This window comes from Hungatella sp. SL.1.14 (genome assembly GCF_024460495.1).
Lineage (GTDB): Bacteria > Bacillota > Clostridia > Lachnospirales > Lachnospiraceae > Hungatella > Hungatella hathewayi.
The window spans coordinates 67,099-93,065 of sequence record NZ_JANFYJ010000013.1; the positions used below are offsets into that span (position 1 = coordinate 67,099).

The 25,967-nt window shown below is 53.8% G+C and carries 31 protein-coding genes and 1 pseudogene; 31 read left to right on the top strand and 1 reads right to left on the bottom strand.

Annotated features, from left to right (window positions below):
- Nucleotides 1-178: 178 nt before the first annotated feature.
- The 31 genes and pseudogenes from NE473_RS15100 to NE473_RS15245 all read left to right on the top strand — a co-directional run bounded on the left by NE473_RS15100 (nucleotide 179) and on the right by NE473_RS15245 (nucleotide 24,555).
- Nucleotides 179-520 carry a DUF7768 domain-containing protein gene (locus tag NE473_RS15100; RefSeq protein ID WP_025483379.1) on the top strand — a complete coding sequence of 114 codons (342 nt, stop codon included), beginning with the start codon at nucleotides 179-181 and terminating at the stop codon, nucleotides 518-520.
- A gap of 1 nt (nucleotide 521) precedes the next feature.
- Nucleotides 522-1,232, top strand: a complete 711-nt coding sequence (locus NE473_RS15105; protein ID WP_025483377.1) for an antirestriction protein ArdA — start codon at nucleotides 522-524, stop codon at nucleotides 1,230-1,232.
- 164 nt (nucleotides 1,233-1,396) lie between these two features.
- Complete coding sequence (locus tag NE473_RS15110) at nucleotides 1,397-1,768, top strand: DUF3801 domain-containing protein (protein ID WP_034576453.1); 372 nt, start codon at nucleotides 1,397-1,399, stop codon at nucleotides 1,766-1,768.
- Nucleotides 1,755-3,608 carry a VirD4-like conjugal transfer protein, CD1115 family gene (locus tag NE473_RS15115; protein WP_256265324.1) on the top strand — a complete coding sequence of 618 codons (1,854 nt, stop codon included), beginning with the start codon at nucleotides 1,755-1,757 and terminating at the stop codon, nucleotides 3,606-3,608. The genes NE473_RS15110 and NE473_RS15115 overlap by 14 nt, the downstream gene beginning before the upstream one ends.
- 98 nt (nucleotides 3,609-3,706) lie before the next feature.
- Nucleotides 3,707-3,919 (top strand): Maff2 family protein, encoded by a 213-nt coding sequence (locus NE473_RS15120; protein ID WP_002578752.1) that lies wholly within the window; start codon nucleotides 3,707-3,709, stop codon nucleotides 3,917-3,919.
- Between the two features lie 11 nt (nucleotides 3,920-3,930).
- Nucleotides 3,931-4,797 carry a VirB6/TrbL-like conjugal transfer protein, CD1112 family gene (locus tag NE473_RS15125; protein ID WP_256265325.1) on the top strand — a complete coding sequence of 289 codons (867 nt, stop codon included), beginning with the start codon at nucleotides 3,931-3,933 and terminating at the stop codon, nucleotides 4,795-4,797.
- Between the two features lie 14 nt (nucleotides 4,798-4,811).
- Nucleotides 4,812-5,603 (top strand): DNA-methyltransferase, encoded by a 792-nt coding sequence (locus NE473_RS15130; protein ID WP_025483365.1) that lies wholly within the window; start codon nucleotides 4,812-4,814, stop codon nucleotides 5,601-5,603.
- 2 nt (nucleotides 5,604-5,605) lie between these two features.
- The gene (locus tag NE473_RS15135) at nucleotides 5,606-6,184 is read left to right on the top strand and encodes an MT-A70 family methyltransferase (RefSeq protein WP_081739064.1); all 579 of its coding nucleotides are present in this window, start codon (nucleotides 5,606-5,608) and stop codon (nucleotides 6,182-6,184) included.
- Nucleotides 6,181-6,735: pseudogene (locus NE473_RS33140) on the top strand (DNA cytosine methyltransferase); the annotation flags it as partial. The gene NE473_RS15135 and the pseudogene NE473_RS33140, both read left to right, overlap by 4 nt.
- 186 nt (nucleotides 6,736-6,921) lie before the next feature.
- Nucleotides 6,922-7,242 carry a DNA cytosine methyltransferase gene (locus NE473_RS33145; RefSeq protein WP_502802830.1) on the top strand — a complete coding sequence of 107 codons (321 nt, stop codon included), beginning with the start codon at nucleotides 6,922-6,924 and terminating at the stop codon, nucleotides 7,240-7,242.
- Nucleotides 7,243-7,303: 61 nt separating this feature from the next.
- The gene (locus NE473_RS15145; RefSeq protein ID WP_025483362.1) at nucleotides 7,304-7,699 is read left to right on the top strand and encodes a PrgI family protein; all 396 of its coding nucleotides are present in this window, start codon (nucleotides 7,304-7,306) and stop codon (nucleotides 7,697-7,699) included.
- Entirely contained in the window at nucleotides 7,647-10,016 is a 2,370-nt protein-coding gene (locus NE473_RS15150) for a VirB4-like conjugal transfer ATPase, CD1110 family (RefSeq protein WP_349769246.1), read from the top strand. The genes NE473_RS15145 and NE473_RS15150 overlap by 53 nt, the downstream gene beginning before the upstream one ends.
- Nucleotides 9,997-11,727, top strand: a complete 1,731-nt coding sequence (locus NE473_RS15155; RefSeq protein ID WP_025483359.1) for a C40 family peptidase — start codon at nucleotides 9,997-9,999, stop codon at nucleotides 11,725-11,727. Before NE473_RS15150 ends, NE473_RS15155 begins: the two co-directional genes overlap by 20 nt.
- Before the next feature lie 13 nt (nucleotides 11,728-11,740).
- On the top strand, nucleotides 11,741-11,992 hold the full coding sequence (locus NE473_RS15160; protein ID WP_025483358.1) for a DUF4315 family protein: 252 nt from the start codon (nucleotides 11,741-11,743) through the stop codon (nucleotides 11,990-11,992).
- A 2-nt stretch (nucleotides 11,993-11,994) separates the two neighbouring features.
- Complete coding sequence (locus NE473_RS15165; protein ID WP_025483356.1) at nucleotides 11,995-12,717, top strand: DUF4366 domain-containing protein; 723 nt, start codon at nucleotides 11,995-11,997, stop codon at nucleotides 12,715-12,717.
- On the top strand, nucleotides 12,714-12,887 hold the full coding sequence (locus NE473_RS15170; protein ID WP_256265327.1) for a hypothetical protein: 174 nt from the start codon (nucleotides 12,714-12,716) through the stop codon (nucleotides 12,885-12,887). The genes NE473_RS15165 and NE473_RS15170 overlap by 4 nt, the downstream gene beginning before the upstream one ends.
- A 4-nt stretch (nucleotides 12,888-12,891) precedes the next feature.
- Nucleotides 12,892-13,245 (top strand): cysteine-rich VLP domain-containing protein, encoded by a 354-nt coding sequence (locus NE473_RS15175; protein ID WP_025483355.1) that lies wholly within the window; start codon nucleotides 12,892-12,894, stop codon nucleotides 13,243-13,245.
- A gap of 210 nt (nucleotides 13,246-13,455) precedes the next feature.
- The gene (locus NE473_RS15180) at nucleotides 13,456-14,217 is read left to right on the top strand and encodes a defense against restriction DarA-related protein (RefSeq protein WP_051400576.1); all 762 of its coding nucleotides are present in this window, start codon (nucleotides 13,456-13,458) and stop codon (nucleotides 14,215-14,217) included.
- Between the two features lie 11 nt (nucleotides 14,218-14,228).
- Nucleotides 14,229-14,384, top strand: a complete 156-nt coding sequence (locus NE473_RS15185; protein WP_015563773.1) for a hypothetical protein — start codon at nucleotides 14,229-14,231, stop codon at nucleotides 14,382-14,384.
- On the top strand, nucleotides 14,381-14,731 hold the full coding sequence (locus NE473_RS15190) for a plasmid mobilization protein (RefSeq protein ID WP_002578766.1): 351 nt from the start codon (nucleotides 14,381-14,383) through the stop codon (nucleotides 14,729-14,731). Before NE473_RS15185 ends, NE473_RS15190 begins: the two co-directional genes overlap by 4 nt.
- A 156-nt stretch (nucleotides 14,732-14,887) precedes the next feature.
- On the top strand, nucleotides 14,888-15,178 hold the full coding sequence (locus NE473_RS15195; RefSeq protein ID WP_015563774.1) for a CD1845 family protein: 291 nt from the start codon (nucleotides 14,888-14,890) through the stop codon (nucleotides 15,176-15,178).
- Between the two features lie 146 nt (nucleotides 15,179-15,324).
- The gene (locus tag NE473_RS15200; protein ID WP_054343783.1) at nucleotides 15,325-16,686 is read left to right on the top strand and encodes a relaxase/mobilization nuclease domain-containing protein; all 1,362 of its coding nucleotides are present in this window, start codon (nucleotides 15,325-15,327) and stop codon (nucleotides 16,684-16,686) included.
- Between the two features lie 475 nt (nucleotides 16,687-17,161).
- On the top strand, nucleotides 17,162-19,078 hold the full coding sequence (locus tag NE473_RS15205) for an immunity protein Imm33 domain-containing protein (protein WP_256265328.1): 1,917 nt from the start codon (nucleotides 17,162-17,164) through the stop codon (nucleotides 19,076-19,078).
- A gap of 5 nt (nucleotides 19,079-19,083) precedes the next feature.
- Nucleotides 19,084-19,320 (top strand): hypothetical protein, encoded by a 237-nt coding sequence (locus NE473_RS15210; protein ID WP_015563776.1) that lies wholly within the window; start codon nucleotides 19,084-19,086, stop codon nucleotides 19,318-19,320.
- 38 nt (nucleotides 19,321-19,358) lie between these two features.
- A complete protein-coding gene (locus tag NE473_RS15215; RefSeq protein WP_025483351.1) occupies nucleotides 19,359-20,105 on the top strand; it encodes a hypothetical protein in 747 nt (248 codons plus the stop codon).
- Between the two features lie 190 nt (nucleotides 20,106-20,295).
- Nucleotides 20,296-20,703, top strand: coding sequence for a DUF4259 domain-containing protein (locus NE473_RS15220; RefSeq protein WP_015563778.1), 408 nt, complete (start codon nucleotides 20,296-20,298; stop codon nucleotides 20,701-20,703).
- 22 nt (nucleotides 20,704-20,725) lie between these two features.
- The gene (locus NE473_RS15225; RefSeq protein ID WP_015563779.1) at nucleotides 20,726-21,208 is read left to right on the top strand and encodes a hypothetical protein; all 483 of its coding nucleotides are present in this window, start codon (nucleotides 20,726-20,728) and stop codon (nucleotides 21,206-21,208) included.
- A 667-nt stretch (nucleotides 21,209-21,875) separates the two neighbouring features.
- Nucleotides 21,876-22,298, top strand: coding sequence for an RNA polymerase sigma factor (locus NE473_RS15230; protein WP_015563780.1), 423 nt, complete (start codon nucleotides 21,876-21,878; stop codon nucleotides 22,296-22,298).
- A gap of 147 nt (nucleotides 22,299-22,445) precedes the next feature.
- Nucleotides 22,446-22,709, top strand: a complete 264-nt coding sequence (locus NE473_RS15235) for a hypothetical protein (RefSeq protein ID WP_233513001.1) — start codon at nucleotides 22,446-22,448, stop codon at nucleotides 22,707-22,709.
- Between the two features lie 103 nt (nucleotides 22,710-22,812).
- Nucleotides 22,813-22,989, top strand: a complete 177-nt coding sequence (locus NE473_RS15240) for a hypothetical protein (RefSeq protein WP_015563782.1) — start codon at nucleotides 22,813-22,815, stop codon at nucleotides 22,987-22,989.
- 84 nt (nucleotides 22,990-23,073) lie between these two features.
- Complete coding sequence (locus NE473_RS15245) at nucleotides 23,074-24,555, top strand: recombinase family protein (RefSeq protein WP_025483343.1); 1,482 nt, start codon at nucleotides 23,074-23,076, stop codon at nucleotides 24,553-24,555.
- Between the two features lie 18 nt (nucleotides 24,556-24,573).
- Here NE473_RS15245 and NE473_RS15250 read toward each other — a convergent pair whose 3' ends face one another.
- Entirely contained in the window at nucleotides 24,574-25,926 is a 1,353-nt protein-coding gene (locus NE473_RS15250; RefSeq protein WP_502802829.1) for an alpha-glucosidase, read from the bottom strand.
- Nucleotides 25,927-25,967: the final 41 nt, after the last annotated feature.

Below are 25,967 nucleotides of genomic sequence, written 5' to 3' on the forward strand. Positions count from 1 at the left end.
AACGCCCGCCGCTTGCGGCGGCCTGCCCTTTACGGCCTGCCCCGGCTGTGCTATTTCCGGCAAGCGGCGGGGGTATATCCTCCAGAGCCGCCCCCTTTCCCTGGATAGGGAAAGGGCGGGGGGATAGGGTTGACCCCCTACCTATTAAATATAAGAAAAAGAAACGGAGGTTTTGATTATGAAGCGACCCCTTGCGTATGTGACCGCCGCATGGCGCGGCGGCGAGTGCGAGGTCATGGAGCAGGCAGCTAAATACTGCCGCATTGTCTATGATGCGGGATATTCCCCCATCTGCCCTATGCTCTATCTGCCGCTGTTCCTCAATGACGCAGTGCCGGAGGAGCATAAAAGCGGTATTGATATGGGGCGCGACCTGCTCCGGCGCTCCCGCGTGCTGGTGGTATGCGGGAGCTATGTCAATGTAGCGGTGAAAAATGACATCGCTGTGGCCCAGCGGCTGGGGATCACCGCCACCACCCTGGACGGCATCCTCACCGTCAAGGGCCAGAGGCGGCGCTGATATGGCGGTCATTGAGGCGTATGTCACCAACCTGGGGAAATACAACGAGGGTGAGCTGGCAAGCGAGCCGTTGAAATTCCCCACGACTACGGAGGAAGTACAGGCGCTCCTTAAACGGATCGGCGTTGACAATATCCAGTATGAGGAGATTTTTATTGCCGACTATGACGGCGACCTGCCGGAACTCAACGCCTGCCTGGGAGAATACGAAAGCATTGACGAGCTCAACCATCTGGCCTGCCTGCTCTCCGAGCTGGATAAAAGCGATTTGGAAAAGTTTGAGGCGGCTGTTGCCAGCGGCGAGCATACCTCCGGCGTGGGCGACCTCATCAATCTGGTGGAAAATCTGGATTGCTACGATTTCTATATCGGCGTGTCTGATGATGAAACCCTGGGCCGCATTTACGCGGAGGACATGGAACTAATCAACATTCCCGAAAACCTGCGGGATTATTTCGATTATGAGGCGTATGGCCGGGATATGCGGATCAATGAGGATGGCGGGTTTGTCAAAGGCGGTTTTTTCCTCCCCAACGGCAGCCAGTTTATTGAATACTACCACGGGCTGGAGGACATTCCAGACGAGCACAAGGTTTTTGCTTATCCGCAGCTTTCCATCCGGGAGCAGATGGCGGCTTATAAAGAAGTCATTGACCGTTTTCCCCAGGCGGCGGAACGCCCCCGCCCGGAGCAAAGCCATACAGACCGATAGCGGCACTTCTGGACACATTGTCCAGAAGTGCTTTTTTCGTGTGGAAGGAGGGATAAGGGCTGATAGACGAGGACATTTCCAGACGTACCATAGCAGTATCTATTAAGGCAAGCAAGCTCACGGCGCGGGGGCTTGCCTATGTTCTCCAGGCGGTAGGCCGGAAGATCGCCAAACATCACCGGGCCAAGCAGACGCCCCACGGCAGGCAGACGGTGGGGCAGCTCATGGGCCACGGGGCTGCCACCAACAGTATCGAGGTGGAGGCCCCGGCCCTCTTTGACCGGGTAGCCCGGAAATGGAATGTGGACTACGCCTTTTATCAAGTCGCGCCGGATAAGCACCTGCTGTTCTTCAAGGCGGGGCAGGCCGACGCGATCACAGCCTGTTTCTCCGAGTATTCCAAACGGCTGCTAAAGCGCACCAAATCCACAAAAGCCCCCATCCGGGAGCAGATCAAGGAGGCCGCCACAGAAGCGGCCCGCCAGCCCGCCCAAAAGCTGGAACGCACAAAGGAGGCGGTGCATGAGGACAGGTAGTGTCAAAAAATATGTGATACCAAACATCCCCTATTTGTTTGTGCTGTGGGCCTGCCTAAAGCTGGGGACAGCCTACCGGCTGGCCGCTGGCGCGGATTTCCCCCATAAGCTCATGGGCCTGGGGCAGACGGTGGGCCCGGCCTTTGCCAACCTTGCGCCGGGGCTTGATCCCTTTGACTGGCTTGTTGGCATTGTGGGCGCGGTGGGCTTCCGGCTGCTGATCTACTTCAAGAACAAGAACGCAAAGAAATTCCGGCGGGATGAGGAGTTCGGGAGCGCCCGATGGGGCGGGCCTAAAGATATAGCCCCTTTCGTCGATCCAGTCTTTGAAAACAATGTTATCCTCACCGGGACGGAGCTTCTTACCATGAACACCCACCCCAAAAATCCGGCCAACGCCCGCAACCTCAACGCCTGTGTGATCGGTTCGTCCGGCTCCGGCAAAACCCGGTTCTGGCTCACCCCGCAGCTTCTCCAGGCCAGCGCGAAGAAAAAGGGCGGGTGCAGCTTTGTGGTGGTCGATCCAAAGGGCGGGGTTCTCTCCCAGGTGGGGGCTTTCCTGCAACGGAGGGGCTATCGGATCAAGGTGTTCAATTCCATTGATTTTTCCCAAAGTATGCACTATAACCCCCTGGCGTATATCCGCAACGAGGCTGATATTCTAAAGTTTGTCGATACCCTCATAGCCAACACCAAAGGCGAGGGCAAGGAGGGTGATCCATTTTGGACAAAGGCGGAAACGCTTTTGTACTGCGCCCTTATCGCCTATATCATTTTCGAGGGCCCCGCCGAGGATCGGAATATGAATACCCTGGTGGATATGATCTCCGGCATGGAGGTGAAGGAGGACAACGAAAACTTTATGAACGCGGTGGACTATATGTTCAAGGGGCTGGAAAAGCGCAAGCCGGATTGCTTTGCGGTGAAGCAGTACAAGAAATATAAGCTGGCCAGCGGCAAGACGGCCAAAAGTATTCTGATCTCCTGCGGCTCCCGGCTGGCCCCCTTTGACATCCCCCAGCTTAGGGAGATCATGAGCTATGACGAGCTGGGGCTTGACCGTATCGGAGATCGGAAAACGGCGGTGTTCTTCACCATTTCCGACACCACGCCAACCTACAACTTCCTTGTGGCTCTGGCTTTTTCGCAGATGTTCAACCTGTTGTGCGAGAGGGCCGACAATGTTCATGGGGGCCGCCTGCCCCATCATGTGCGGGTGCTGTGGGACGAGGCGGCCAATACAGGGCAGGTGCCCAACCTGGAAAAGCTGGTGGCCGTTATCCGTTCCCGTGAAATATCGCTGACGCTCTTTTACCAGCAGATGGCGCAGTGCAAGGCCATTTATGACAAGCACGCGGAAACGATCATGGGAAATATGGACAGCGTGGTTTTCCTGGGTGGCAGGGAAAGCTCCACCATCAAGGAGATTTCGGAAAACTGGCTGGGGAAGTCCACCATCTATATGCAGACGGACGGGCGCTCCAAAGGCCAGTCAGAAAGCTACAACCAGAACACCCAGCGGCTTGGCCGGGAGCTGATGACTCCCGCCGAGCTTGCCACCATGCCGGGGGATCGCTGTATTTTACAGCTTCGGGGCCTGCCCCCGTTCTATTCCCCAAAGTACGACTTGAAGCAGCACCCCAACTACAAATATACGGCTGAGGCCGATAAAGTGAAAAACGCCTTTTCCCTCGATCAGCTCATCAACCGCCGCAGGCGGCCTGGGCTGAATGAGGCTTGTGAGGTGTACGAGGCAGACGGGACAGACACAGGGCCCATAGGCGAGGACGAGGACATCCTCAACTATGACGATGTGGATGACCCGGACGCCTATGTATAAATCCCACTTCTGGACAAAGTGTCCAGAGGTCGTAACCTGCCGCCAGAAATGGCGGCTTTTTTCATAGCCGGGGGCTCCCCCGGAGAAATGGAGGCTCTATGCAGTTTTTTTCTTCCGCGATTGATACTTTGCAGACCCTTGTTGTTGCCCTCGGCGCTGGTCTTGGCGTGTGGGGCGTTGTCAATCTGCTGGAGGGCTATGGATCGGATAATCCTGGCTCAAAAAGCCAGGGCATGAAGCAGCTCATGGCGGGCGGCGGCATCATCCTGCTGGGCACCACCTTGATCCCCCTGCTGTCCGGGCTGTTTTAAGGTAACGGCTTATGGATTTTCTCACCGACTGGCTCACAAACTGGCTCAAAGAGCTGCTGATTGGCGGGATCATGGGCAACCTGGAGGGGCTCACCGATTACGTCAACGCCCAGGTCGGGGAGATTGCGGTACAAGTGGGGACTACCCCGGCGGCTTGGAACGCCGGGGTTTTCTCCCTTATACGCCAGCTTTCCGAAACGGTGATCTTGCCGATTGCCGGTCTGGTGCTGACCTTTGTTGCCACCTATGAGCTGATACAGATGCTTTTGGAAAAGAACAATATGCACGAGTTTGATGTGGCGAATATCTATAAATGGATGTTCAAAACGGCTTGTGCCATTCTCATCCTGTCCAACACCTTTAATATCGTTATGGCGGTGTTCGATGTGTCGCAGTCCGTGATCGCCCAGGCGGGCGGGCTCATCCAGGGCTCCACGGACATCACGCCGGATATGATGGCGGAGCTGGAAACCTCCCTGGAGGGCATGGACTTGGGGCCGCTTCTCGGCCTGTGGCTCCAATCCTCTATTGTCGGTGTGACCATGTGGGCGCTGGGCATTGTCATTTTTGTACTGGTCTATGGCAGGATGTTGGAAATCTATTTGCTGACCAGCTTGGCCCCCATCCCTATGGCTACCCTGGCCCACCGGGAGGTGGGGCAGACGGGCCAGAATTATCTGCGTTCCCTGTTCGCCGTGGGCTTTCAAGGGATGCTCATTCTGGTATGCGTTGCCATCTATGCGGTGCTCGTCCAAGGGATCGTCACCAGCGGAGATCCCATTGGGGCGATTTGGGGCATTGTGGGCTACACAGTTTTGCTCTGCTTTATGCTGTTTAAGACGGGCGGCATCGCCCAGCGCATCTTCGGGGCGCATTGAGAGGAGGCGCTTCAATGGAAAAAACGACATTCGATACCTCTGGACAAAGTGTCCAGAAGTCCCCGGAGGGCCTGTTCCTGCAAGACGGCATCGCGGGGCTGCGCTCTCTGCCCCGTCATTCGGTGGATATGCTTTTGACCGATCCGCCCTATGGCACCACCCGGAACTTTTGGGATGTGCCGCTGCCCCTCCCGGAGCTGTGGGAGGCGGTGAAATGGGCCGTCAAGCCGGAGGGGGCGGTGCTGTTCTTCGCACAGTGCCCCTATGATAAGGTGCTGGGGGCTTCCAACCTCCCCATGCTCCGCTATGAATGGGTGTGGTACAAGAGCCGGTGCACAGGTTTCCTCAACGCGAGGCGGGCCCCGCTGAAAAAGACGGAGAATATTCTGGTGTTCTATCAGAAACTTCCGCTTTATAACCCGCAGTTTGAACAAGGTAAGCCCTACAAGAAAATCGCGGGCAACCGTGGGGACAGCACCAACTACGGAAAGTTCATCCGCTCCGGCAGCGGATCGGAGGACGGCCTGCGCTTTCCCGGAAATGTGCTGGCCTTTCCCACCGTCCAGCGCACCGTCCATCCCACGCAAAAGCCTGTGGCGCTGAGCGAGTATTTCATCAAGACCTATACCCGGCCCGGCGAGGTGGTGGCGGACATCTGCGCTGGCTCTGGCACAACGGCAGTGGCTGCCCTCAACACAGGCCGCCGCTTTATTTGTTTTGAAACTGTCCCGGCCTACTACGCTGCCGCCAGTGAGCGCATCCGTGCGGCGCGGGCAGCGGTGGAGGCTGGGGAGAAAGGAGTTTAACTATCGGACGCTATTCTATCATTTATGCCGATCCCCCCTGGCGCTACACAGCGAAAAAGGTACAGGGGGCGGCGGAAAACCATTACCCCACCATGAGCATATCGGAGCTATGCGCGTTGCCTGTGGCCGACCTTGCGGCCAAGGACAGCGCGCTTTTTTTGTGGGCCACATTCCCGCAGCTCCCGGAGGCCCTGCGGCTGATCCAGGCGTGGGGCTTCACTTATAAAAGCGTGGCTTTCGTCTGGCTCAAACAAAACCGCAAGTCCCCCGGCTGGTTTTACGGCCTGGGCTTTTGGACACGGGGCAACGCGGAGGTCTGCCTGCTGGCGACACGGGGACACCCCAAACGGCAGGCGGCAAATGTCCATCAGTTTATCATTTCCCCTGTTCGGGAGCACAGCCGCAAGCCGGAGGAGGCCCGTGAAAAGATCGTGGCCCTTATGGGCGACTTACCCAGGGTGGAGCTGTTCGCAAGACAGTCCCCGCCCGGCTGGGACGTGTGGGGAAATGAGGTGGAGCCCACGATCCCGGACTTCTGGACAAAGTGTCCAGAGGAGGCAGATCAAAAGGAGGGCTTGTGAGCGGGCTCACTTTGGGGAGCCTGTTTGACGGGATCGGGGTTTTCCCCCTGGCGGCGTCGCGGTGCGACATCCGCCCCCTGTGGGCAAGCGAGATCGAGGCCGCCCCTATCTCTATCACCCGGCGGCACTTCCCGGATATGGCCCACCTGGGGGACATCACCAAACTGGACGGCGGGGCCATCCCTCCCGTCCATGTGCTGACCTTTGGCTCCCCCTGTCAAAATCTTTCACAGATCGGCAGGCGTGAGGGGCTGGACGGCACCAAATCCGGCCTGTTTTTTCACGCCATCCGTATCATTCAAGAAATGAGAAAGGCCACCAATGATCTATATCCAGTTATCTCTGTTTGGGAAAACGTCATGGGAGCGTTTTCTTCAAATGACCGGATGGACTTTAGAGCCGTCCTATCCGCTTTCACAGACACCGAAATTTCAATGCCTGCTTCGGGAAGATGGGCAAACGCCGGAATGGTGCGAGGGGGATGCCCCGATCTCGCATGGCGGCTCCTGGATGCCCAGCATTGGGCAAGGCCCCGGCTGGCCCGACGCCAGCGCGTCTTTCTTGTGGCAGACTTTGGAGGGCGGCGTGCTCCCGAAATATTGTTTAAGCCCCGCCCAATGCTCCCACTTCCTGCGCCTTGCACAGCGGGCGGGCTGCCCGCCCCCGGCGGAGATCGAGGCCCTGTTCTTGAAACAGGGGGGCGCGTACCCGTCACCAGACCCTTTCAAGGGTTCCGTATGCGGGGAGCCGCCAAGGAGGGGGAACAAACAGCGTTCCAAAACAGTTTCGGATTTCCAACTGACCCTTTTCCCACTCTGTTAGCCGGTACGGTGACACCGTTCGCTTTTTGGTACGAGTACGATCCGGCAGGCGGCTGTATTCGTTTCCCTACGGAATTGGAATGTGAGCGGCTGATGGGCTTGCCGGAGGGGTGGACGAAGTACGGGGCTGACGGCAGGGAGATCAGCGCGTCCCAGCGGTACAAGGCCCTGGGCAACGCCATCGCCCTGCCCTGCGCGGAGTATATCATGGCGGGGATCGCGGAGGCCCTGCGTTAAAACTGCCTGGGCTTCTGGACAAAGTGTCCAGAAGTGGCCGGGCCGGAAAGGAGTGATCAAAATTCCCTATGTGAATGTTCCCAACGATCTGTCAAAGGTCAAAACCAAACTTGCCTTTAATCTGACGAAACGCCAGCTTGTGTGCTTCGGGATCGCGGCGGCGGTGGGCGTCCCGTCCTATCTGTTGGCCCGGAGCTCCATCGGCAACACCGGGGCCATGTTCCTTATGATGGCGGTGGCGCTCCCCGCATTTTTGCTGGCTATGTATGAGAAAGACGGGCTCCCGCTGGAAAAGGTGGTGCGAAACATCATCCGGGCCCGTTTCCTGCGGCCTGGGGTGAGGCCCTACCGAACAGAAAACATTTACGCCCCGTTCACCCATCGGGGCGCTGCGGGAAAGGAGGATGCGATTGCAGAAAGCAAAAAATCAAAAGCGCGGCCCCGGAAAGGCCGCTGACCGGAAAGCTGCGTTGTCTGCCCAGCAGACGATCCCTTATCTGGTGATGCACCCGGACGGGGTGTGCCAGCTCCCCGGCGGGCTCTATACAAAGACGGTGGAATATGAGGACATCAACTATTCCGTGGCAAGCACCGAGGATCAGACGGCGATTTTCGGCGGCTGGAGTTCGTTCCTCAATTACTTTGACACCTCTTTGCCGTTCCAGCTCTCCTTTATCAACCGCCGCTCCCGTTCCCGGAACAAATACCGGGTGAACATCCCCCAGGCCCAGGATGACTTCAACAGCGTCCGGGCCGAATTTACCGGGATGCTAAAAAACCAGATTGCCCGGTCAAACAACGGGATCGAGCGGTCAAAATATATCACCTTTGGGCTCCCCGCCGATGGGATCGGGGAGGCCCGGCCCCGGCTGGAGCGTGTGGAGGCCGATGTGACAGGCAATCTCAAACGGCTGGGGGTACCTTCGGAGCCCCTGGACGGGCGGTCACGGCTGGCCCTGCTCCACAGCCAGATGCACCCCGGCAGCCGGGAGCCGTTCCGCTTCTCCTGGCAGGACATTCCCAAAACAGGGCTGGGTACCAAAGACTATATCGCCCCGGACAGCTTCGACTTTAGGCAGTCCCGCCTGTTCCGGGTGGGCCAGTATTGGGGCGCGGCTTCCTATTTGCAGATCATGGCTTCGGAGCTCTCCGATAAGCTCCTGGCGGAAATCCTGGAGCTGGACGCAGAGCTGACCGTGACCATGCACATCCAGACGGTGGATCAGCTCAAGGCCATTAAAACGGTAAAAGGCAAGCTGTCCGACATTGGAAAAATGAAGGTGGAGGAACAGCGCAAGGCGGTGCGGGCCGGGTATGATCCCGACATCCTGCCCCCCGACCTCATTACCTTTTCCAAAGACGCGGCGGAGCTGCTGGCCGACCTGCAATCCCGCAACGAGCGGATGTTTCTGCTGACTTTTACGGTGGTGAACATCGCCCCCACCCGCCAGCGGCTGGAAAATGATATTTTCACGGTGGGCGGCATCGCGCAGAAATACAACTGTGCCCTAAAGCGTCTGGACTGGCAGCAGGAGCAGGGCTTTGTGTCCTCCCTGGCCCTGGGCTATAACGAGGTGGAAATCCAGCGGGGCATGACGACCAGCTCCACGGCGATTTTCATTCCCTTTATGACCAGGGAGCTGCGGATGGCGGGGCCGTCCCTCTACTACGGGATGAACGCCCTTTCCCACAATGTCATCATAGCTGACCGGAAAAAGCTGAAATCGGCCAACGGCCTGTACCTGGGCTCTACCGGATCGGGAAAATCCTTTGCGGCAAAAAGGGAGCTCCTAAACGTGTTCCTCACCATCCCCCAGGACAGAATTTTGATCGTCGATCCAATGGGCGAGTATGCCCCGCTGGTGCGGCGGCTGGGCGGGCAAGTCATTGAGATCGCCCCCGGTTCTCCCAACCATATCAACCCTATGGACATTCGGCTGGATATGGATGAGGACGAGAGCCCGCTTTCAATGAAAGCGGATTTTTTGTTGTCCCTGTGCGAGCTGGTGGTGGGCGGCAAGGATGGTTTACAGCCTATCGAAAAGACGGTGATCGACCGCTGTGTGCGGCTCATCTACCGGGATATGGCCCTGGGGATTGGGGACAGCAAGCCGCCCTTGCTCCAGGACTTGTATGAGGAGCTTCTGAAACAGCCGGAGCCGGAGGCCCGGCGGGTGGCAACCGCCCTGGAGCTCTACTGCACCGGCTCCCTCAACCTGTTCAACCACCCGACCAATGTGGACTTGACCGCCCGCGTGGTGTGCATCGTCCTCAAAGGGCTGGGGGAAAACCTGCGGAAGATCGCCATGCACATCACCAACGATTTTGTCACTTCGGCGGTCAACGTGAATTTCCACAACGGCATTTCGACCTGGTGCTACTTTGACGAGTTTCACATTTTGCTCCGGGATGCCCTCACCGCCAGCTACTTTGTGGCCGTGTGGAAGATGCTCCGCAAAAAGGGCTGCGTCCCCAGCGCACTTACGCAGAATGTGAAAGACCTGTTAGCCAGCCGGGAGATCGAGGCCATTTTGGACAACACCGACTTTATGATCCTGTTGGCCCAGGCCCAAAGTGACCGGGCGATCCTGGCAAAGCAGCTCGGCATTTCCGAGCACCAGCTTTCCTATATCACCCACAGCAATTCCGGCGAGGGCCTGCTGTTCTATGGGGATGTGACCATCCCCTTTGTTGACCGTTTCCCCAAAGGGGAGATTTACAACCTGCTCACCACCCGCCCGGAGGATTTGAAGAATGAAGCGAAAACCGAATAGGCCAAAACAAGAGCCAATGGAACGCCCAGGCTCCTGGGAGAGCACCGCCGATCCTGGCGAGGCCGCTGGGGGCGGCTCCCCAGGTGATGCTGGGGCTGCGGACAGCGGCACCTCTGGACAAAGTGTCCAGAAGTCAAAATTTCGGCAAAAGAGCCAGCAGGAACAGGCCGCCGCGTCCAAGCTCCGTATGGAAAAGCGCGGGGAAAAGCTGGAGGCGGCCAAAGATAAGCTGGCAAAGCAGAAGCCACCCAAAAAGCCCGGCCCGGTGAGGCGGGTGGGCCGGGCCGCTGGCGGTACGGTTCACGGCTTCGTGCATGGCAAGCTCTTTGAGGTGGAACAGGAGAATGTGGGCACCGAGGGAGCCCACCGTTCCGAGCTGGCGGGTGAAACCGCCCTGCGGCATGGCTCCCGCTTCGTCAAGAAGAAAATCCGGGAACACCCGGCAAAGGCTGTCCAGCGGGCGGAGTCCAAATATATCAAGGCTGCGGCGGATCATCAGTTCCGCGTGGCGGCCCAGGAGCACCCGGAGCTGGAGAAAAATGCCTGGAAACGGTTTTGGCAGAAACGGCAATACCGCAAGCAGGCACGGCAGACCGCCAGGGCTGGGGCGGCAAAGGCGGCAAAACAGACTGCCGCCGCCACGGAAAGAGCCGGAGCCCAGGCGGTGGGCTTCATCAAGCGGCATCCCGTGGGGGTGCTCCTGGCCCTGGCCTGTGTGCTCCTGCTCTTTATCATGCAGTCCTGTTCGTCCTCCCTGGTGATGTTTGGCAACTCCGGCGCGGGGGCCGTGGGCGCTACCACCTATCCATCAAAGGATGAGGACATCCTGGGGGCTGAGGCCGCCTATGCGGATATGGAGGCGGAGCTGCAAAACTACCTGGACACCTACGAAAGCACCCACGACTATGACGAATACCATTTTGACCTGGACGGGATTGAACACGATCCCTATGTGCTCATCTCCATCCTCTCTGTGCTTCACGAGGGGGAATGGACGCTTGCCCAGGTACAGGGCACCCTGGAAATGCTCTTTGACCGCCAATACATTCTCACCGAGGATGTGGTGGTGGAGGTGCGCTACCGGACGGAAACCCGCACAGACAGCGAGGGCAACGATTATGAGGTGGAAGTCCCGTATAACTGGTATATCTGCTATGTGACGCTGGAAAACAAAAACCTTTCCCATCTCCCCCTGGAGCTTATGGGCGAGGAGGAGCTGGCCCGGTATGCCCTCTATATGTCCAGCCTGGGCAACCGGCCCGACCTGTTCCCGGAGTCCGGGTATGTGGACAAATACACGAAACCGCCCGCCGACTACGATGTGCCGGAGGAATATCTGGACGATGAAACCTTTGCGGCTATCTTGGGCGAGGCGGAAAAGTACCTGGGTTATCCCTATGTGTGGGGCGGCAGCTCCCCCGCCACTTCCTTTGACTGCTCCGGCTTCGTATCCTGGGTGATCAATCACTCCGGCTGGGATGTGGGCCGCCTGGGGGCCCAGGGGCTCTACAACATCTGCACCCCCACCAGCGCGCCCCGCCCCGGCGATCTGGTCTTTTTTGAGGGTACCTATGATACAAGCGGCGTTTCCCACTGTGGTATCTATGTGGGGGACGGGATGATGATCCATGCGGGCGATCCCATCAGCTACGCGAATTTGAATACAAGCTACTGGCAGTCCCATTTCTACGCCTACGGGCGTTTACCATGATTGGAGGTACTCTATGGCGGCAAGCAAAAGCCAAAAAATCCAGGCCGAGATCGAAAAGGTCAAGGCCAAAATCAACGAGCAGCAGGCCCGGCTCAAGGAGCTGGAGAAAAACAAGCTGGAGGCGGAAAACAGCGAGATCGTGGACATCGTGCGGGGTCTGAGCATTTCCCTGGAGGAGCTGCCCCTGGTGCTTCAGCAGCTCCGGGAGGGTACTTCTGGACAAAGTGTCCAGAAGTCGGGGCCTATGGAAAAGGAGGAAAATTGAATATGAAACGATGGAAGTCTTTGACGGCGGCGCTTTGCGCCGCTGTTCTTTTATGCGGATTCAGCACCACCGCCTATGCTGGGGGCGGCGAGTATGAGGACTACGGCGATCCCACAATGGAAACCCTGGCCCCGGAGCCGGAGCCTACCATAGAGCCCGGCCAGGGCTTTTCGGAGGAGGGCGGTTTTGTGACCCGCGACCTGCTCTATGACGAAAACACCAACAAGCAGTTTATCACCGTCCAGACCAGCGGCGGGGCTACATTTTATTTCGTCATTGACTACGACAAGCCCGTGGACGAGGAGGGCGAACAGTACGAAACCTATTTTCTGAATGTGGTGGACGAAGCCGACCTGCTGGCCGCAGCCGAGGCCGCTGGCGTGGAACAGGCGGTGTGCTCCTGCTCTGAAAAATGCGAGGTGGGGGCTGTCAATACAGAGTGCGCCGTCTGCTCTGTCAATATGGGAAAATGCGTGGGCGTCGCCCCGGAGCCTGCGGAAACTGAGGAGCCTGCGGAGGAGCCGGAAACAGGCGGCAGCATGGGGAGGCTCCTTCTCATCCTGGCAGTGGCTGGGATCGGCGGCGGGGCCGCGTTCTATTTCAAGGTGATCCGGCCCAAACAGCAGCAGGCCGCCGAGCCGGAGGAGGACTACGGCGAGGAGGACTATGAGGACGACGGCCCGCCCTGGGACGAGGACGAAAACAGCGAGGAGGATGAGGAATGAACTTTACCAATAACCCCTATGAAAAAATGATGAAACAGAAGCCCCGGCCTCTGGCCCCCTCCATCCCCAAAGAGCCCAAAGGCTCCCGTTGCTCCGGGTGCCCCTACTGGCGGGGGATCAGCTGCGTGTCCTGCTACCGGGAGCTTTTGAAAACCCCTGCCGGGAGGTGATGGGGTGGCCCGTGAACTGACCCGCGAGGAAAAAAGGAAAATCCGCGCCCTGGTGGTGAAGTGGTGCGCCAACTATAACAAGGAATATGGATGCCTGCCCCTGGAGTGCGAATGTTATATGTTCGGCAAATGCTGGACGGGGGCCTATTGCCGTTATTTCCGGGAGGCTGTCCTGCCCCTTGATCCGGCGCTGGAGGCGGCGCTCTTGACCGAGGGCCCGCCCCCGGTTTTCAAACCCTGCCCCATCTGCGGCGGGGCTGTCCCCGTGGATGGGCGCATGGCCTACTGCTCCGAGGTTTGCGCCCGGATCGCCCTGCGGCGGCAAAAGCGGGAGTATATGCGGAAAAAGCGGAGGTGATGTGTGGAAAATTAGGCCCCGGAAAACCCGCTGATCACAAGGCTTTCCGGGGCCGGTTTTGGGGTGGGCCGTATGTTTCTTTGGCCTACCCCCGTTTTAGCCAAATGCTTTCCACATCCCCACGCTGTCACTTCTGGACACTTTGTCCAGAGGTGGCGGCCTATTTGATTATGACAAGGAGGCGGTATTCTGGAAGAAAATCAAGGCTATGTGATACGCCACACGATCCTGTTTGACAACAAATGTGGCTTTGTGCTGGGGGAAAACCCCAAGGCTCCAAACCCCTATGTAACATGGCAATTCAACGAGCAGGACGGGCACCGGGACTTCTTTTGGGGCCACTATCACAACGAGCCGGATATGGCAGAACGGGATTTTCACAATCGGGCTGAGGACTATCAGCGGCGCTATCATGTGTTTGAGGTAGAGCAGGCCCCGGACAAGGAAACCTACAAATACTACTCCACCCAGCGGCCCATCGACATCGGCACCTACCCGAACAGCTACTTTAACCGTCCTGTCCACATGGATTTATATTTCACCCGCCTGGAAGTGACGGGTGAGGCGTTCCAGGCGTGTGGTGCCATCACCTATGCCCAGCCGCTGACTGAGCGGGAAATGCAGGATTATGAACTGCGGCCCTCCCGTGAAAATCTGGACATCCGGCGGCAGATGGATGCCCAGGCCCAGGTGGTAGGCAAATGGGAGGACGCCCACCATGTCCCGGAACAAAGGCGGCTGACCTGGTTTTATCCCGACTTTGGCAGCTATGTGGCGAAAGAGTATGTCACCCCGGAGCAGCTTACCGCCCGCGCCCGTGGGGTGGAGCGTCAAGTAGCAGCTAAGGCCCACAAACAGGCGAAAGAAAAACAGCCGATTGCCGAACAAATCAAGGCCGCCCAGCGGGAGGCCCTGGAGCACCGGGAGCCGGAGGCTCCAAAAAAGAAAGCCCCCGATAGGGGCGAGCGTTAGGAGGTATGTGTATGGAAAAACAGAGGGAACAGGATCGGGCCGACCTGGAAATGAAAAGGCTGTGCGGCGTGTTTGGCTCCCCCCAGCCCCCGGAGGAGGAAAAGCCGCTGGACAAGGTAAAGGAGCCGCCCCGCCCCTATCGGAGCCGGGAGCGCGAGGAACGGTGAGCCAGAAAAAGCGCCGCCGCCCTGTCCATCTTCATGTGATGGTGTCCGAGGAGGAGCTGGCGCTGATCCGGGAGCGCATGGCCGAGGCGGGTGTCCGTAACCTGGGGGCCTATGTGCGGAAAATGGCGCTCAACGGCTATGTGCTCCATGTTGACCTTTCGCCCGTCCGGGAGTTGGTATCACTCCAGCGGCGGTGCTCCAACAATCTAAACCAGGTGGCGATCCAGGCGAACACCTACGGCGGCATTTACCCGGAGGAGATCAAGGCCCTCCAGCGGGACTATGAAACCCTGTGGGAGCCGCTGTCCGACCTGCTCAAAAAGCTGTCGGCGGTGGTGGAGCTTTAACCCTTGCCGGGGAGCGCAACGCTCCCCGGCTGCCCCGGCTTCTGGACACTTTGCCCAGAGGTGGGGGCAGCCGGAGTCATCCTTGTTGGCCCCCTCTTACTGAGTTATAATATACATATAGAGGCAAATAGCAAACTTTTGTAGGAGGTATGAACCATGCGTATCATTTTGAAAATCATCGCGGCCCCCTTTGTTCTGGCGCTGATCCTCGCTGTGGCGGTGCTCTCGTTCCTCTCCTGCATCGCAGGGGCGCTCTGCTGGCTGGCGTGTACGGTTTTCGTTCTGCTGGCGGCCTGCGGTTTTTTCGCAGGGCTGCATACCGGGTGTATTGCCATGCTGGTGCTGGCGTTTTTGGTTTCCCCCTTTGGGCTCCCGGCCATCGGGGAGTGGCTGCTGGAGCGCCTGTATGGGGTGAAATACGCTTTGCAGGATTTTATGTTTAGCTGATGACCTCTGGACACTTTGTCCAGAAGTGCCGGGCGGCGGGGATTTTCCCGTCGCCCGCTTTTCGTCTATCTGGAGGAGGTGAGCCTACGGCCACAACACGCTTGATCACCCACCATATCAGCAAGGGGGAAACTGTTGCCCAATCGCTGAAAGACCGTTTCGACTACGGCCAAAACCCGGAGAAAACCCAAGGCGGGGAGCTCATTTCCGCCTATGAGTGCGACCACCGCACAGCCGATGCCGAGTTTCTGCTGGCAAAGGCAAAGTACAAAGCCGTCACGGGCCGGGAGCAGCGGCGGGATGCGGATGTGCTGTGCTATCAGATCCGGCAGTCCTTCCGTCCTGGAGAGATCACCCCGGAGGAGGCAAACCGGGTGGGCTATGAAACGGCTATGCGCTGGACAAAGGGGAAGCACGCCTTTTTCGTTGCCACCCATACAGACCGCCAGCACATCCATAATCACATTTACTACAATTCCACCACCCTGGACTATACCGGGAAATTCCGGGATTTTTTCAGATCGGCGGCAGCCCTGCGGCGGCTCTCTGACCGGGTATGCCTGGAGCATGATCTGTCTGTGATCCAAAACCCGAAGCTCCACAGCAAGGGCCGCTTTCTCCACTACGGCCAATGGATCGGGGAACGCCCGCCCTCGGCCCAGCAGCGGGTGCGGCTGGCTATCGTGGAGGCCCTGGGGAAACAGCCCGCCGACTTTGCGGCGTTCCTGCGGCTCATGGAGGAGTCCGGCTTTGCGGTGAAGCATGGCCGAGGCGGGGTGATCTCATTCCTGGCCCCTGGGCAGGATAAGCCCACCCGCCTGCGCTCGTCCACCCTGGGCCTGGGCTTTGACCCGGAGGACATCCGGGCGGTGATCGCCGGGGAGCGCCCGATCCCGGAGCTGCCAAAGGATGGCCCGCCCCCGCCCCGGCGCGTCGATCTCATCATCGACATTCAAAATCGGCTGGCCCAGGGCAAAGGCCCGGCCTATGAACGGTGGGCGAAGGTCTACAACCTCAAACAGATGGCCGCCGCGCTCCTGTATCTCCGGGAGCATGGGCTGACCGACTATGCGGCGCTGGAGGCCACCACCGAGGCGGCGGTGGATCGCTTTCACACCCTGGCCGGGGAGCTGCGGGACACCGAGGCCGCCCTCTCCCATACTTCCCAGCTCATGGGGGCGGTGGTGCAGTACGCAAAGACGAGGCCCGTGTTTGACGGCTACAAGGCGGCCCGGTATTCTAAAAAATATCTGGCCCAGCACGAGGCGGAGCTTTCTGACTATCGGGCGGCAAAGGCCGCCATGAGTGAGCTTTTGGACGGGGCAAAACTCCCAAAGATGGACGCGCTGAAAAAGCGGCGGCGTGAGCTCTCTGAAAAGAAAAAGGCCCTCTATGCCGAGTACCGCAAAGCCCAGGCGGATATGCGTGAGGCTGTGGCGGTCAAGGGCAACATCGACTTCCTGCGCTGCTATCCAGAAGGGCGGGAAGATAAGGCCCAGGAGCGGTAGCGCCGGGGCCGCAGACAATAAGGACTTCTGGACAAAGTGTCCAGAAGTCCAGCGGGTTTGGGGAGCTCCCCAACAAGCATTTTTGCGGGGCTACCGGCCACGCAAAAATAGCAGGTGTGGGCACACCTGCCCTGCTTGCCGTTTCGTGCAAACCCGAAAAACAGGCGCTTTGGAGCGGATAGTGCAGGGGGCGAACATTCCAAAAAGAATATTGCCATACTTCAAATGTTCTGCTATAATGTCTATAAATAACTTTTCAAAAAGGGGTTGACAAGCAACATGACTTCTGCCATCCTAAAGCAAGCAAGCAAGCAAGCAAGCAAGCAAGCGGAGCGGTGCTATAACTATGTAGCATCGGGCTTTTGTCATGCCCCCAATAATATTGGTATATATAAGCGTTTCTATCAAGGCAGTTTTCTGCGCGGATAGAAACGCTTTTTTGTTTTGAAAACGTCAACTGGAGGAGGATTATGGTATGGACAATTTGCTGGAACAACTTGAACAGTGGAATAAAAACGATGAATTTTCCCGGTGTATTGAAGCCATTGAAGCTATCCCGGAAAAAGAGCGTGGATATAAATTGACCGTATTGCTTGGCCGGGCTTATAGCAATTTGGCAGTATTGGGAGATCACAAGGCGCATGGAGATGATGATGAAGTAGATAAGGAACTTATCCAACACTCCATTGACATTTTGGAAACTGTATGGAAACAGGGAGAAAATGACCCGTACTGGAACGCTCGCATGGGATATGCTCACCTCATGGCAGATGATACGGCGGCTGTTGCTCTTGAATATGGAAAGCGGTGGCTGGAATTAGAGCCGGACAATCCAGAAGCGCAGAAATTGGTGAGCGATTGTGAGGGGTATCTTTCGGAAGAACCAGTCGAAATGTATGACGAGGCCGATTGGGATGCGGTAGAGAAACACATTGAAAAATATTTCGGTCATTATGATTACGTATTTCACGAAAGTGTTTCCACAGGTATTCATTTGGACATCTGCGTTATTCCACCGCGAAAAGATCATAACTATTATACCCTTGTTACATTTGGAATGGGCGCTCATAGAATGAACGTGCCAGAGGAACTAACAGAGAAAAAATTGGAACGGGCAGAGCTTTTAATCAATCTTCCCCCGGATTGGAAATTGTCGGAGGAGGATTGGCAAGAGGAAAAATGGTATTGGCCTATTGATGTTTTGAAATGGACTGCCCGCATACCTGTTAAAGATAGAAATACTTGGCTTGGCTGGGGACATACCATAAGTTCCGGTGAGCCATTTGCGGAAAGTACAAAATTGTGCGGGGCTATGTTATTAAACCCTGGTGTGTTTGGTGAACCCTCATACTTCTGCACTCTCCCCGACGGGGACGAAGTGAATTTTTATCAGCTTATCCCTCTCTACAAGGAAGAAATGGAGTTTAAGTTAGAAAATAGTGTAGATGAACTTATAGATAAATGCCCGGACGAAATCTTGGAGGTCATTAACCCCACGCGCCTTAATGCAATTACAGATGAAGATACGATTGGCTATGATTTAGCGGAAATGGATAATGCGGAAAGTCATCTAAAACGTATCCGGGATTTGCATTTGCCTGTTGATGAACTGGCCGCTTACAACTCTATGGCCGTTTATCTGCGTTGGGCTATGGAACGAGGGCAAATGAGTAATCCGTTTCTTACCCAGTACCGAAATGTGGTAGAAGCAGTTAGGGCGGGGAATGGCCCCGACTTGCGTGTGTTTATCCGGGACAAGCTGGACGGAAAATTGTCCACACAATTTTTTGATCGGGTAGGCTCTGGCTTTGCTCAATGGTATGCCCAGGACAATCGCTCAAACCCCTATGGCTATCTTCGGGACTACCGTGATTGCGCTCTGGCTGTTTTGAAAGACCATACATGGAATAGCATTGAGGAGGAAGAAGCCGCATATTTGCTTTTGCCTTATACCGAGGAAAGCTACCAGGCGATAAGTGCAATTTTGGATAAGCGGTTAAAAGAATTTTTGGAAGCAGAATTTGAAGATGATCCCGAACTGCGTGTTGCACGTGCCGCCGATGGAAAGCCGCCTATCATTCCCGATTGGGACGGTCCCCTATTCTGCTATGCAACTGACCGTATCGCTCAAGAGGGTTATAAAATCAAGGTGGCAGAACGGGTAGCGCCGGAGCGTGAGGAATGGGGCTGGGACACCGGCTGGGGGTTCTTTTCCGATGATGACGATGAAATTGAAGATGACGAAAACGGCGGCTTTTACGATATTCGAGACATTTGCCGCATTGACCCAACCGTAGTGCCCCTGTTGTCCTTGCCTTATGGCACGTGTATGGAGAAAGACGAAACCGGGGAATGGATTGAAATTGAAGATGATGAAACGGAAAGGAGTTAATGACAATGCAGCTTGATAAAATTGAAGATGTTTTATCTGAAAATCTGGGAGAAGGGTATCGAATTGTTAGGGACAATGATGAACTATCTCCAATAATCGAATGGGTTGACTGGGTTAATCAATCGGAAAATGACGAGAATGAAGAAGCTATTCGGGTTGAAGTCCATTTTGAAGATGGCACAGAGGAAACCTTTGAAAAAGGAATTACGCTTCGTCAAATCTGGCATGAAGATGTACTATAAGAACACCCTATATGCAGGAAAAGGAGGAGAAATTTTTAATGACAATAGATGAATGTAAAAAATATCTTCCCAATCGTTGGGCAGAGATTATTCAACAAGACCCATTACTAATGGAAATCTTTGAAGAACATGATTACGATTTGGAGGAAGAAGCTGTACCGCCTTTTCTGTTTCAGGAGTTGCGCGGTGGAAATATCGAACATCTGCGCCCTATTTTTGCTCTCTATGGGCAAACTGGATTAAATATGTTACAAGAACTTTTGGAAATTGATGAAATCAGCAAAGATACAGCAAAGGTTGAACTGCCAGACGAACAAACCAGCTATGCAGGGTATTTCTTTACTCGATTTTCAGAAGATAATAGACAGAACGCTGAAAATGCAGTACAAGCCTATATTAGAAATATAAATCGTATTTTCGTGGAGGAGTTCAAGGAAGCTGCTCCATTGGACGAGAACGCCAAAATAGAAATTTTATTCGGACAAGCTGCCCAGACTTTCAGAGAAGAAGCCTATCAGCAACAAATAAATGGAGAAAGTACAGAAATAGAAACTGATTTGATAGATTGGTGTAGCGATATGCTGTACAAGGAGGGCTATGAGGATATTGAGTTAATGACTGAGGCATTGTACCATATCAACTGCGATTATCTATTGTCCGATTATCTCCAGTGGCCTATGTATGATACGAAACGGGAAAATCCTTTCCGTCCTTATTTTGAACTTTGGAAGATGGGGTTGAATATTTATTTCCCAGAGCGTGGACGTGTGGTACTAATTGGATAAAAGAAATTATCTTGATATACTCTTTCAGCGATTAGAGCAAGAACAGGAAAAATAAAGAGGAACTTGCCGCTTCATCTTTGGCGCGGGGGATGCGTGTTGATCGTGTGTAGTATCGCTACGTTGCTTGTTTAGGTGCGGACTTCTGGACACTTTGTCCAGAAGTGGCCCGGTAGATAAAGGAGGATGATATATGGGCGCATGGAATTATGGTGTTTTTGATGATGATACTGCGTATGACGCTTTGACTGACCTTAAAAATTCATTAGACATAATTGCTGATATGGAACGATATTTTGATGAGGTTATACAGGCTGAATATATCGGCTATGATGAAGCTCATTACGCTTTAGTATCAGCGGCCGTTATTGACAGCGTAATAAACAGCTTTGTGTATAGATGTGATGAGGAAGATTATTTTGAGTGGACAAGTTCACAAAAATGTTTTGACTTTTCTCCCCTCAAACAAAAAGCAGTAACGGCTATTGGTGCCATTCTTTCTGATAATTCTGAATTAAGAGAATTGTGGGAAGAAAACGAGGAATTGTATGAAGCATGGAAAGAGGATAAACTTTCAATGCAAAAACGACTGCAACAATAACAAAAAGGAAAGGTGAAAAATCATGGGATTGTTTGGAAACATTTTTAAGCCGCTGCAAGGAAAGCTGACCGCTAAACAAGAAGAAAATATGAAAAAGGTAGCGGAAGTATTTAAGGAAAAGACAGGGAAAGATTATCAGACCGCCGTTGTCTGGAAAATGACAACAAAGAAAAAACTAACGAAAACTGTTCATACATATTACAACTGGCTTATGGGCTATGGCATAGACGATAATAACATTCCTGAAATCGTACTTATTCCCGTAGATCCTAAATGGGATTGGATTGATGAACCTATTTATTGCAAAAAGACTAATTCCGAAATGACGCAGGACAAGAAAACAAGCCTGTTCATCTTAAAGAATGACCAGCTTGAAGATGGCAAAATAGATTTACAGCTTATTAGTTCCGTGGCGATGATGGAAAATTATCTCATGGACGTTAATTATATGTTTGACTATGAAAAATTGAGTGAGTATTGCATGAAATATTGGATGGGTAAGTGATGGAGTTTATAGAAAAGTTTTTAAGTGAGTATTGGCAATATGTAACGCTTGTGATTGGTGCAGGTTTTGTGATATTCGGTTTTATCTGCAACAAAATAAAATTACCAAAATTCTTAACGAGAAATCCAGACGCAAAATATTCGTTCGGGTTGAGAATAGTGTATATATTACTTGGCATCGGCACCGTATTATATTCTCTTTTCTGTATTTTTTCTTGAGGTTAATAGTTGTTTGGGGGCCGCCAACGGAAACGGCATATAAAAAAACCGTTGGATTGGCGGCTGTGTTGTTATGCGCCTCAAATAGGGGCAGAAGTCAAACGGCGGTTTTGAAACTAATCATTTCAAGGCCGCCGCTTTTTTATACCCACGGCGGCAAAGGAGGTACGCCGTGTTTCTTTGCCTTGTCCATGCCCTTAATTTGTCAAAAAAAGCCCAGGCACCGGACCAGGATATTCTGATATTGGTTGCGAAAATTGTTCTAATATAAATAAATTCCTCGCTTTATGCGCTTGTGCGGCCTTGTGCTGTGCAAGCGCATTTTGCTTGCCTTACTTCTGGACAAAGTGTCCAGGGGTACGGGGCGGCTCCCCTGGGTGCCGCTCCCCGCCAGCCCTCCATTTTGTTTCCGATCAACCAACCCACCGAAACAAAATGGAGGACAAGTTATGACTACAATCAATATGAAAGATTTTTATTATTGGTACATAGTGGACGAGCTGGTGGAGGTGCCCGATGAAGTGGCCGAGGTGCTTCTGGCCAGCCGGAGGAATGAAGCGGCCTATCAGCGGCGGCTTACCCGGAACAAGGCGTTTTATTCCCTGGACTGCGATGACGGGATCGAATACTCCGCGTGTCTGCACGAGCCCAGCCCCCAGGAGCTCCTGGATCGGAAAGAAATGTTTTTCCGTCTGTGGAACGCCCTCAACTCCCTGCCGGAAATCCAGGGCCGCCGGGTGGACGCTCACTTGATCCTCGGCAAGAGCTACCGCCAGATTGCCCGCGAGGAGGGCGTGGATAAAAGCGCCGTCCGTTGTTCCGTGGAAAGCGGCATCAAACGGATGAAAAAATATTTAAGAGAAAATTTCTAATTACCATCTCCATTTGCCCCTTTTTTGTCCTGGGTATATGAGAGGAAGTTTTTTCCCTCTCCGTAAAGAGGACGCGGGGGCCCCAGGCCACAGTGCCGGGCCGCCGCCCTCTTTGCGGGGGAGCGCCGCCGCCGAGGATGCTGTCTTATGACGGGGCAAGAAAATGAGCGCGGCGCTCCCCTATATCTTTATGAAAAAGGGGAACGCTCTATGAACTACGATCCAGAATTGGCGGCCCTGCTTTCCCAGCCGTGGAGCGAGGGGGCCTGCCGGGGCTATGTGATCTCTGCGATGGAGCGGTGCGGCTTCAAGCCCGCCGACATTGAACAGGTCATGCTGGAGCTCCACGAGGTTTTTGACTACACCACCCCGGAGGAGGCTGCGGCTTACTACGAGCGGAGCCCCTATTGACTTCTGGACAAAGTGTCCAGAGGTCACACCGTCAAGCGGCCAGCGCCCTATGCGGGTGCTGGCCGTTTCCTTTATCCATACCGTTTTAAGAGGGAGGTATTTTATGCAGGCACAGGTCAAATACGAAAGCGAGATCAAAACTGCCGTTCTTGGGGATCGGACGATCACCGTCAAGAATGTTACCCCCATTTACCCGCCGCAGGAGCGGGATAAGCGAAGCCGTGAGGTCGAGCGGCGGCTGTTTGATGTGTTTGTAAAGTACGCCGGACAGAGGGGGTAGGCCGGAGTCATCCTTGTTGCATGGGGGCATTAGAGGTATAATATAGTTGTAGGTTGGCTCCCATTTATGGAAAGGGAGCTAATTATGGATAACAGAATTGACGCGATTTATGGGCGGCAGTCGATTGACAAAAAGGACAGTATCAGCATTGAAAGTCAGTTTGAATTTTGCCGTTACGAATTGAAAGGCGGTGAGGGCCGGGAGTACAAGGATAAAGGTTACTCCGGCAAGAATATTGAACGCCCGGACTTCCAGCGGCTTTTGCAGGACATCAAGCTGGGGCTCATCAAGCGGGTGATCGTCTACAAGCTGGATCGGATCAGCCGCTCCATTGTGGACTTTGCAAAGCTCATGGAGCTGTTCAAGCAGTACAATGTGGAGTTTGTGTCCTGTACGGAAAAATTTGATACCTCTACCCCAATGGGCAGGGCGATGCTCAATATCTGTATCGTGTTTGCCCAGCTGGAACGGGAAAGCATCCAAATGCGCGTGCAGGACGCTTTTTATTCCCGGTGTACCAAAGGCTACTATATGCGGGGCCGGACGCCATACGGTTTTGATACTGAGCCCATCGTCATGGACGGGATCAAGACAAAGAAGCTGGTGGAAAATGCGGAAATGGATTTTGCCGAGCTGATGTACCAGATGTATGCGGAGCCGAGCAGCTCCTACGGCGATATAACCCGGTACTTTGTCAAAAACTCCATTGATGTCTATGGAAAAGCCCTGCAACGGGCCTTTATCTCGAAACTGCTGAGAAACCCGGTCTATGTCCAGGCCGATATGGACATCTACGAATACTTCAAAGCCCAGGGCGTAAAAATCGAAAGCCCCCCGGAAATGTTCACGGGGGACAATAGCTGCTATCTCTACCAGGGCCGGGAGGGTGAAGAACAAATCCTTGTAATCGCTCCCCACCAGGGGCGCATCCCCTCCAGCCTTTGGCTGACCGTCCAGCGTAAGCTGTCACAAAACACCTCATTCCAGAATGGCCGCAAATGCCACAATACCTGGCTGGCCGGGAAAATCAAGTGCGGACGCTGCGGCTATGCTCTGGTGGGCTTGAGAGCCCAAAACGGCGTTACTTACCTGCGGTGCAAGCAGCGGGCCGATAACGGGAGCTGCGAGGGTGCCGGTACGCTGACGGCGCAAAGCATGGAGTCCTTTGTGTATGGCGAGATGGTGGAGAAAATGCGGAAGTATCACACGCTGAAAGGCGGCAAGGAACCGGGCTATAACCCCAAACTGACCGCCGCCCGTGTTGCCCTGGCAAAGACGGAAAGCGAGATTGAGAAACTTCTGGACACTTTGTCCGGGGCAAACCCGCTGCTCCTGCAATACGCAAACAATAGGATCGAGGAGCTGGACGCAGAACGGCAAAAGCAGTTAAAGCTGGTGGCCGATCTCACCGCTAATTCCGTTTCGGACACGCAAATTGACTGTATCACGAATTACCTCAACGATTGGGAGTCCGTGAGTTTTGACGATAAGCGCAAGGTGGTTGATATTCTCATATCCCACATTGATGCAACCAGTGAGAGCGTTACAATCCACTGGAAAATCTAAAGCCTGTTTCACTTGGCATTATGCCTTTGTAAAAAATAGTTTTTCATAATTGGTATTAACCTCGAACCATGGCGAACCATCAGTAAAGCCTGCATTCCGGGTTGTATCCCACTGCATTGGGGATCTGGCATTATCACGGCTTCTCGCATGAATACAATTCATAATCTTTTCTTCCGAATATCCCATATAATTCTTATAGCGTTCATAGGCTGCCTTCGATTCAATATCATGATACTCGTTAATTGTCTTCAGCCTGATATTCGTCATCCCGATTTCTTCGCCCTGGTAGATATATGGTGTCCCTTTCATCATATGAAGGCAGACTGCAAGCATTTTAGCAGATTTTTCCCAAAATAAACCATCATCTCCAAATCGAGAAACAACCCGCGGCTGATCATGATTATTCCAGTATAAGCTATTCCACCCCTCATGCTCCAGTCCTTTTTGCCATTTGGACATAATCTGTTTTAGATCTTTCAGTTTAAATCTTTGCTCTGTCCACTTTTCCTTTCCTATATTTTCCACATCCATATGTTCAAATGTGAACATCATATTTAGCTCTTTGGAATTCTCAGAAGTTATTTTGCGAGCCTCATCCAGTCCCAGACCTAATCCCTCTCCTACTGTCATGATATTATAATTGGAGAGTACCTTTTTATACATTTCTTTCAGGTAAGTATGCATTTGTGGACCGCAAATTACATAAGGCGCTTTTTCTGTATAAGGTGTCCCCTCTATCACTTCGCCTTCCGGAAACCCATCCGCTTTGGATATCAGGTTAATCACGTCCATCCGAAAACCGTCAATCCCTTTATCCAGCCACCATGACATCATTTTATAAATATCTTCACGCAGTTCAGGATTTCTCCAGTTTAAATCAGGCTGCTTCCTGGAAAATAAATGCAGGTAATACATTTCTCTTACTTCATCGTATTCCCAGGCTGATCCACCAAAATAAGATTCCCAGTTATTTGGCTTTTCTTTTGCCCAGATATAATAATCCTGATATTTGCTTTTCTCCTTTTCCCGACTACGCTGAAACCAAATATGTTCATCTGAAGTATGATTGACCACAAGATCCATTATGATCTTAATATTTCTTTTATGAGCCTGTTTAAGAAGTTCGTCAAAATCCTTCATCGTACCGAATTCCGGCATGATTGCTTGATAATCACTGATATCGTATCCATTGTCGTCATTTGGCGATTGATAAATTGGAGACAACCATAAAACATCAACGCCTAAATTCTTTATATAATCTATTTTTTCTATTATTCCCCTTATGTCGCCTATTCCGTCCCCGTTACTGTCTTTAAAGCTTCTGGGATAAATTTGATAGACAACACTTCTTTTCCACCACTGTCCGTTCATATATCCAGCCTTTCCCTGATCCTGCATACTTCTCTAATTTT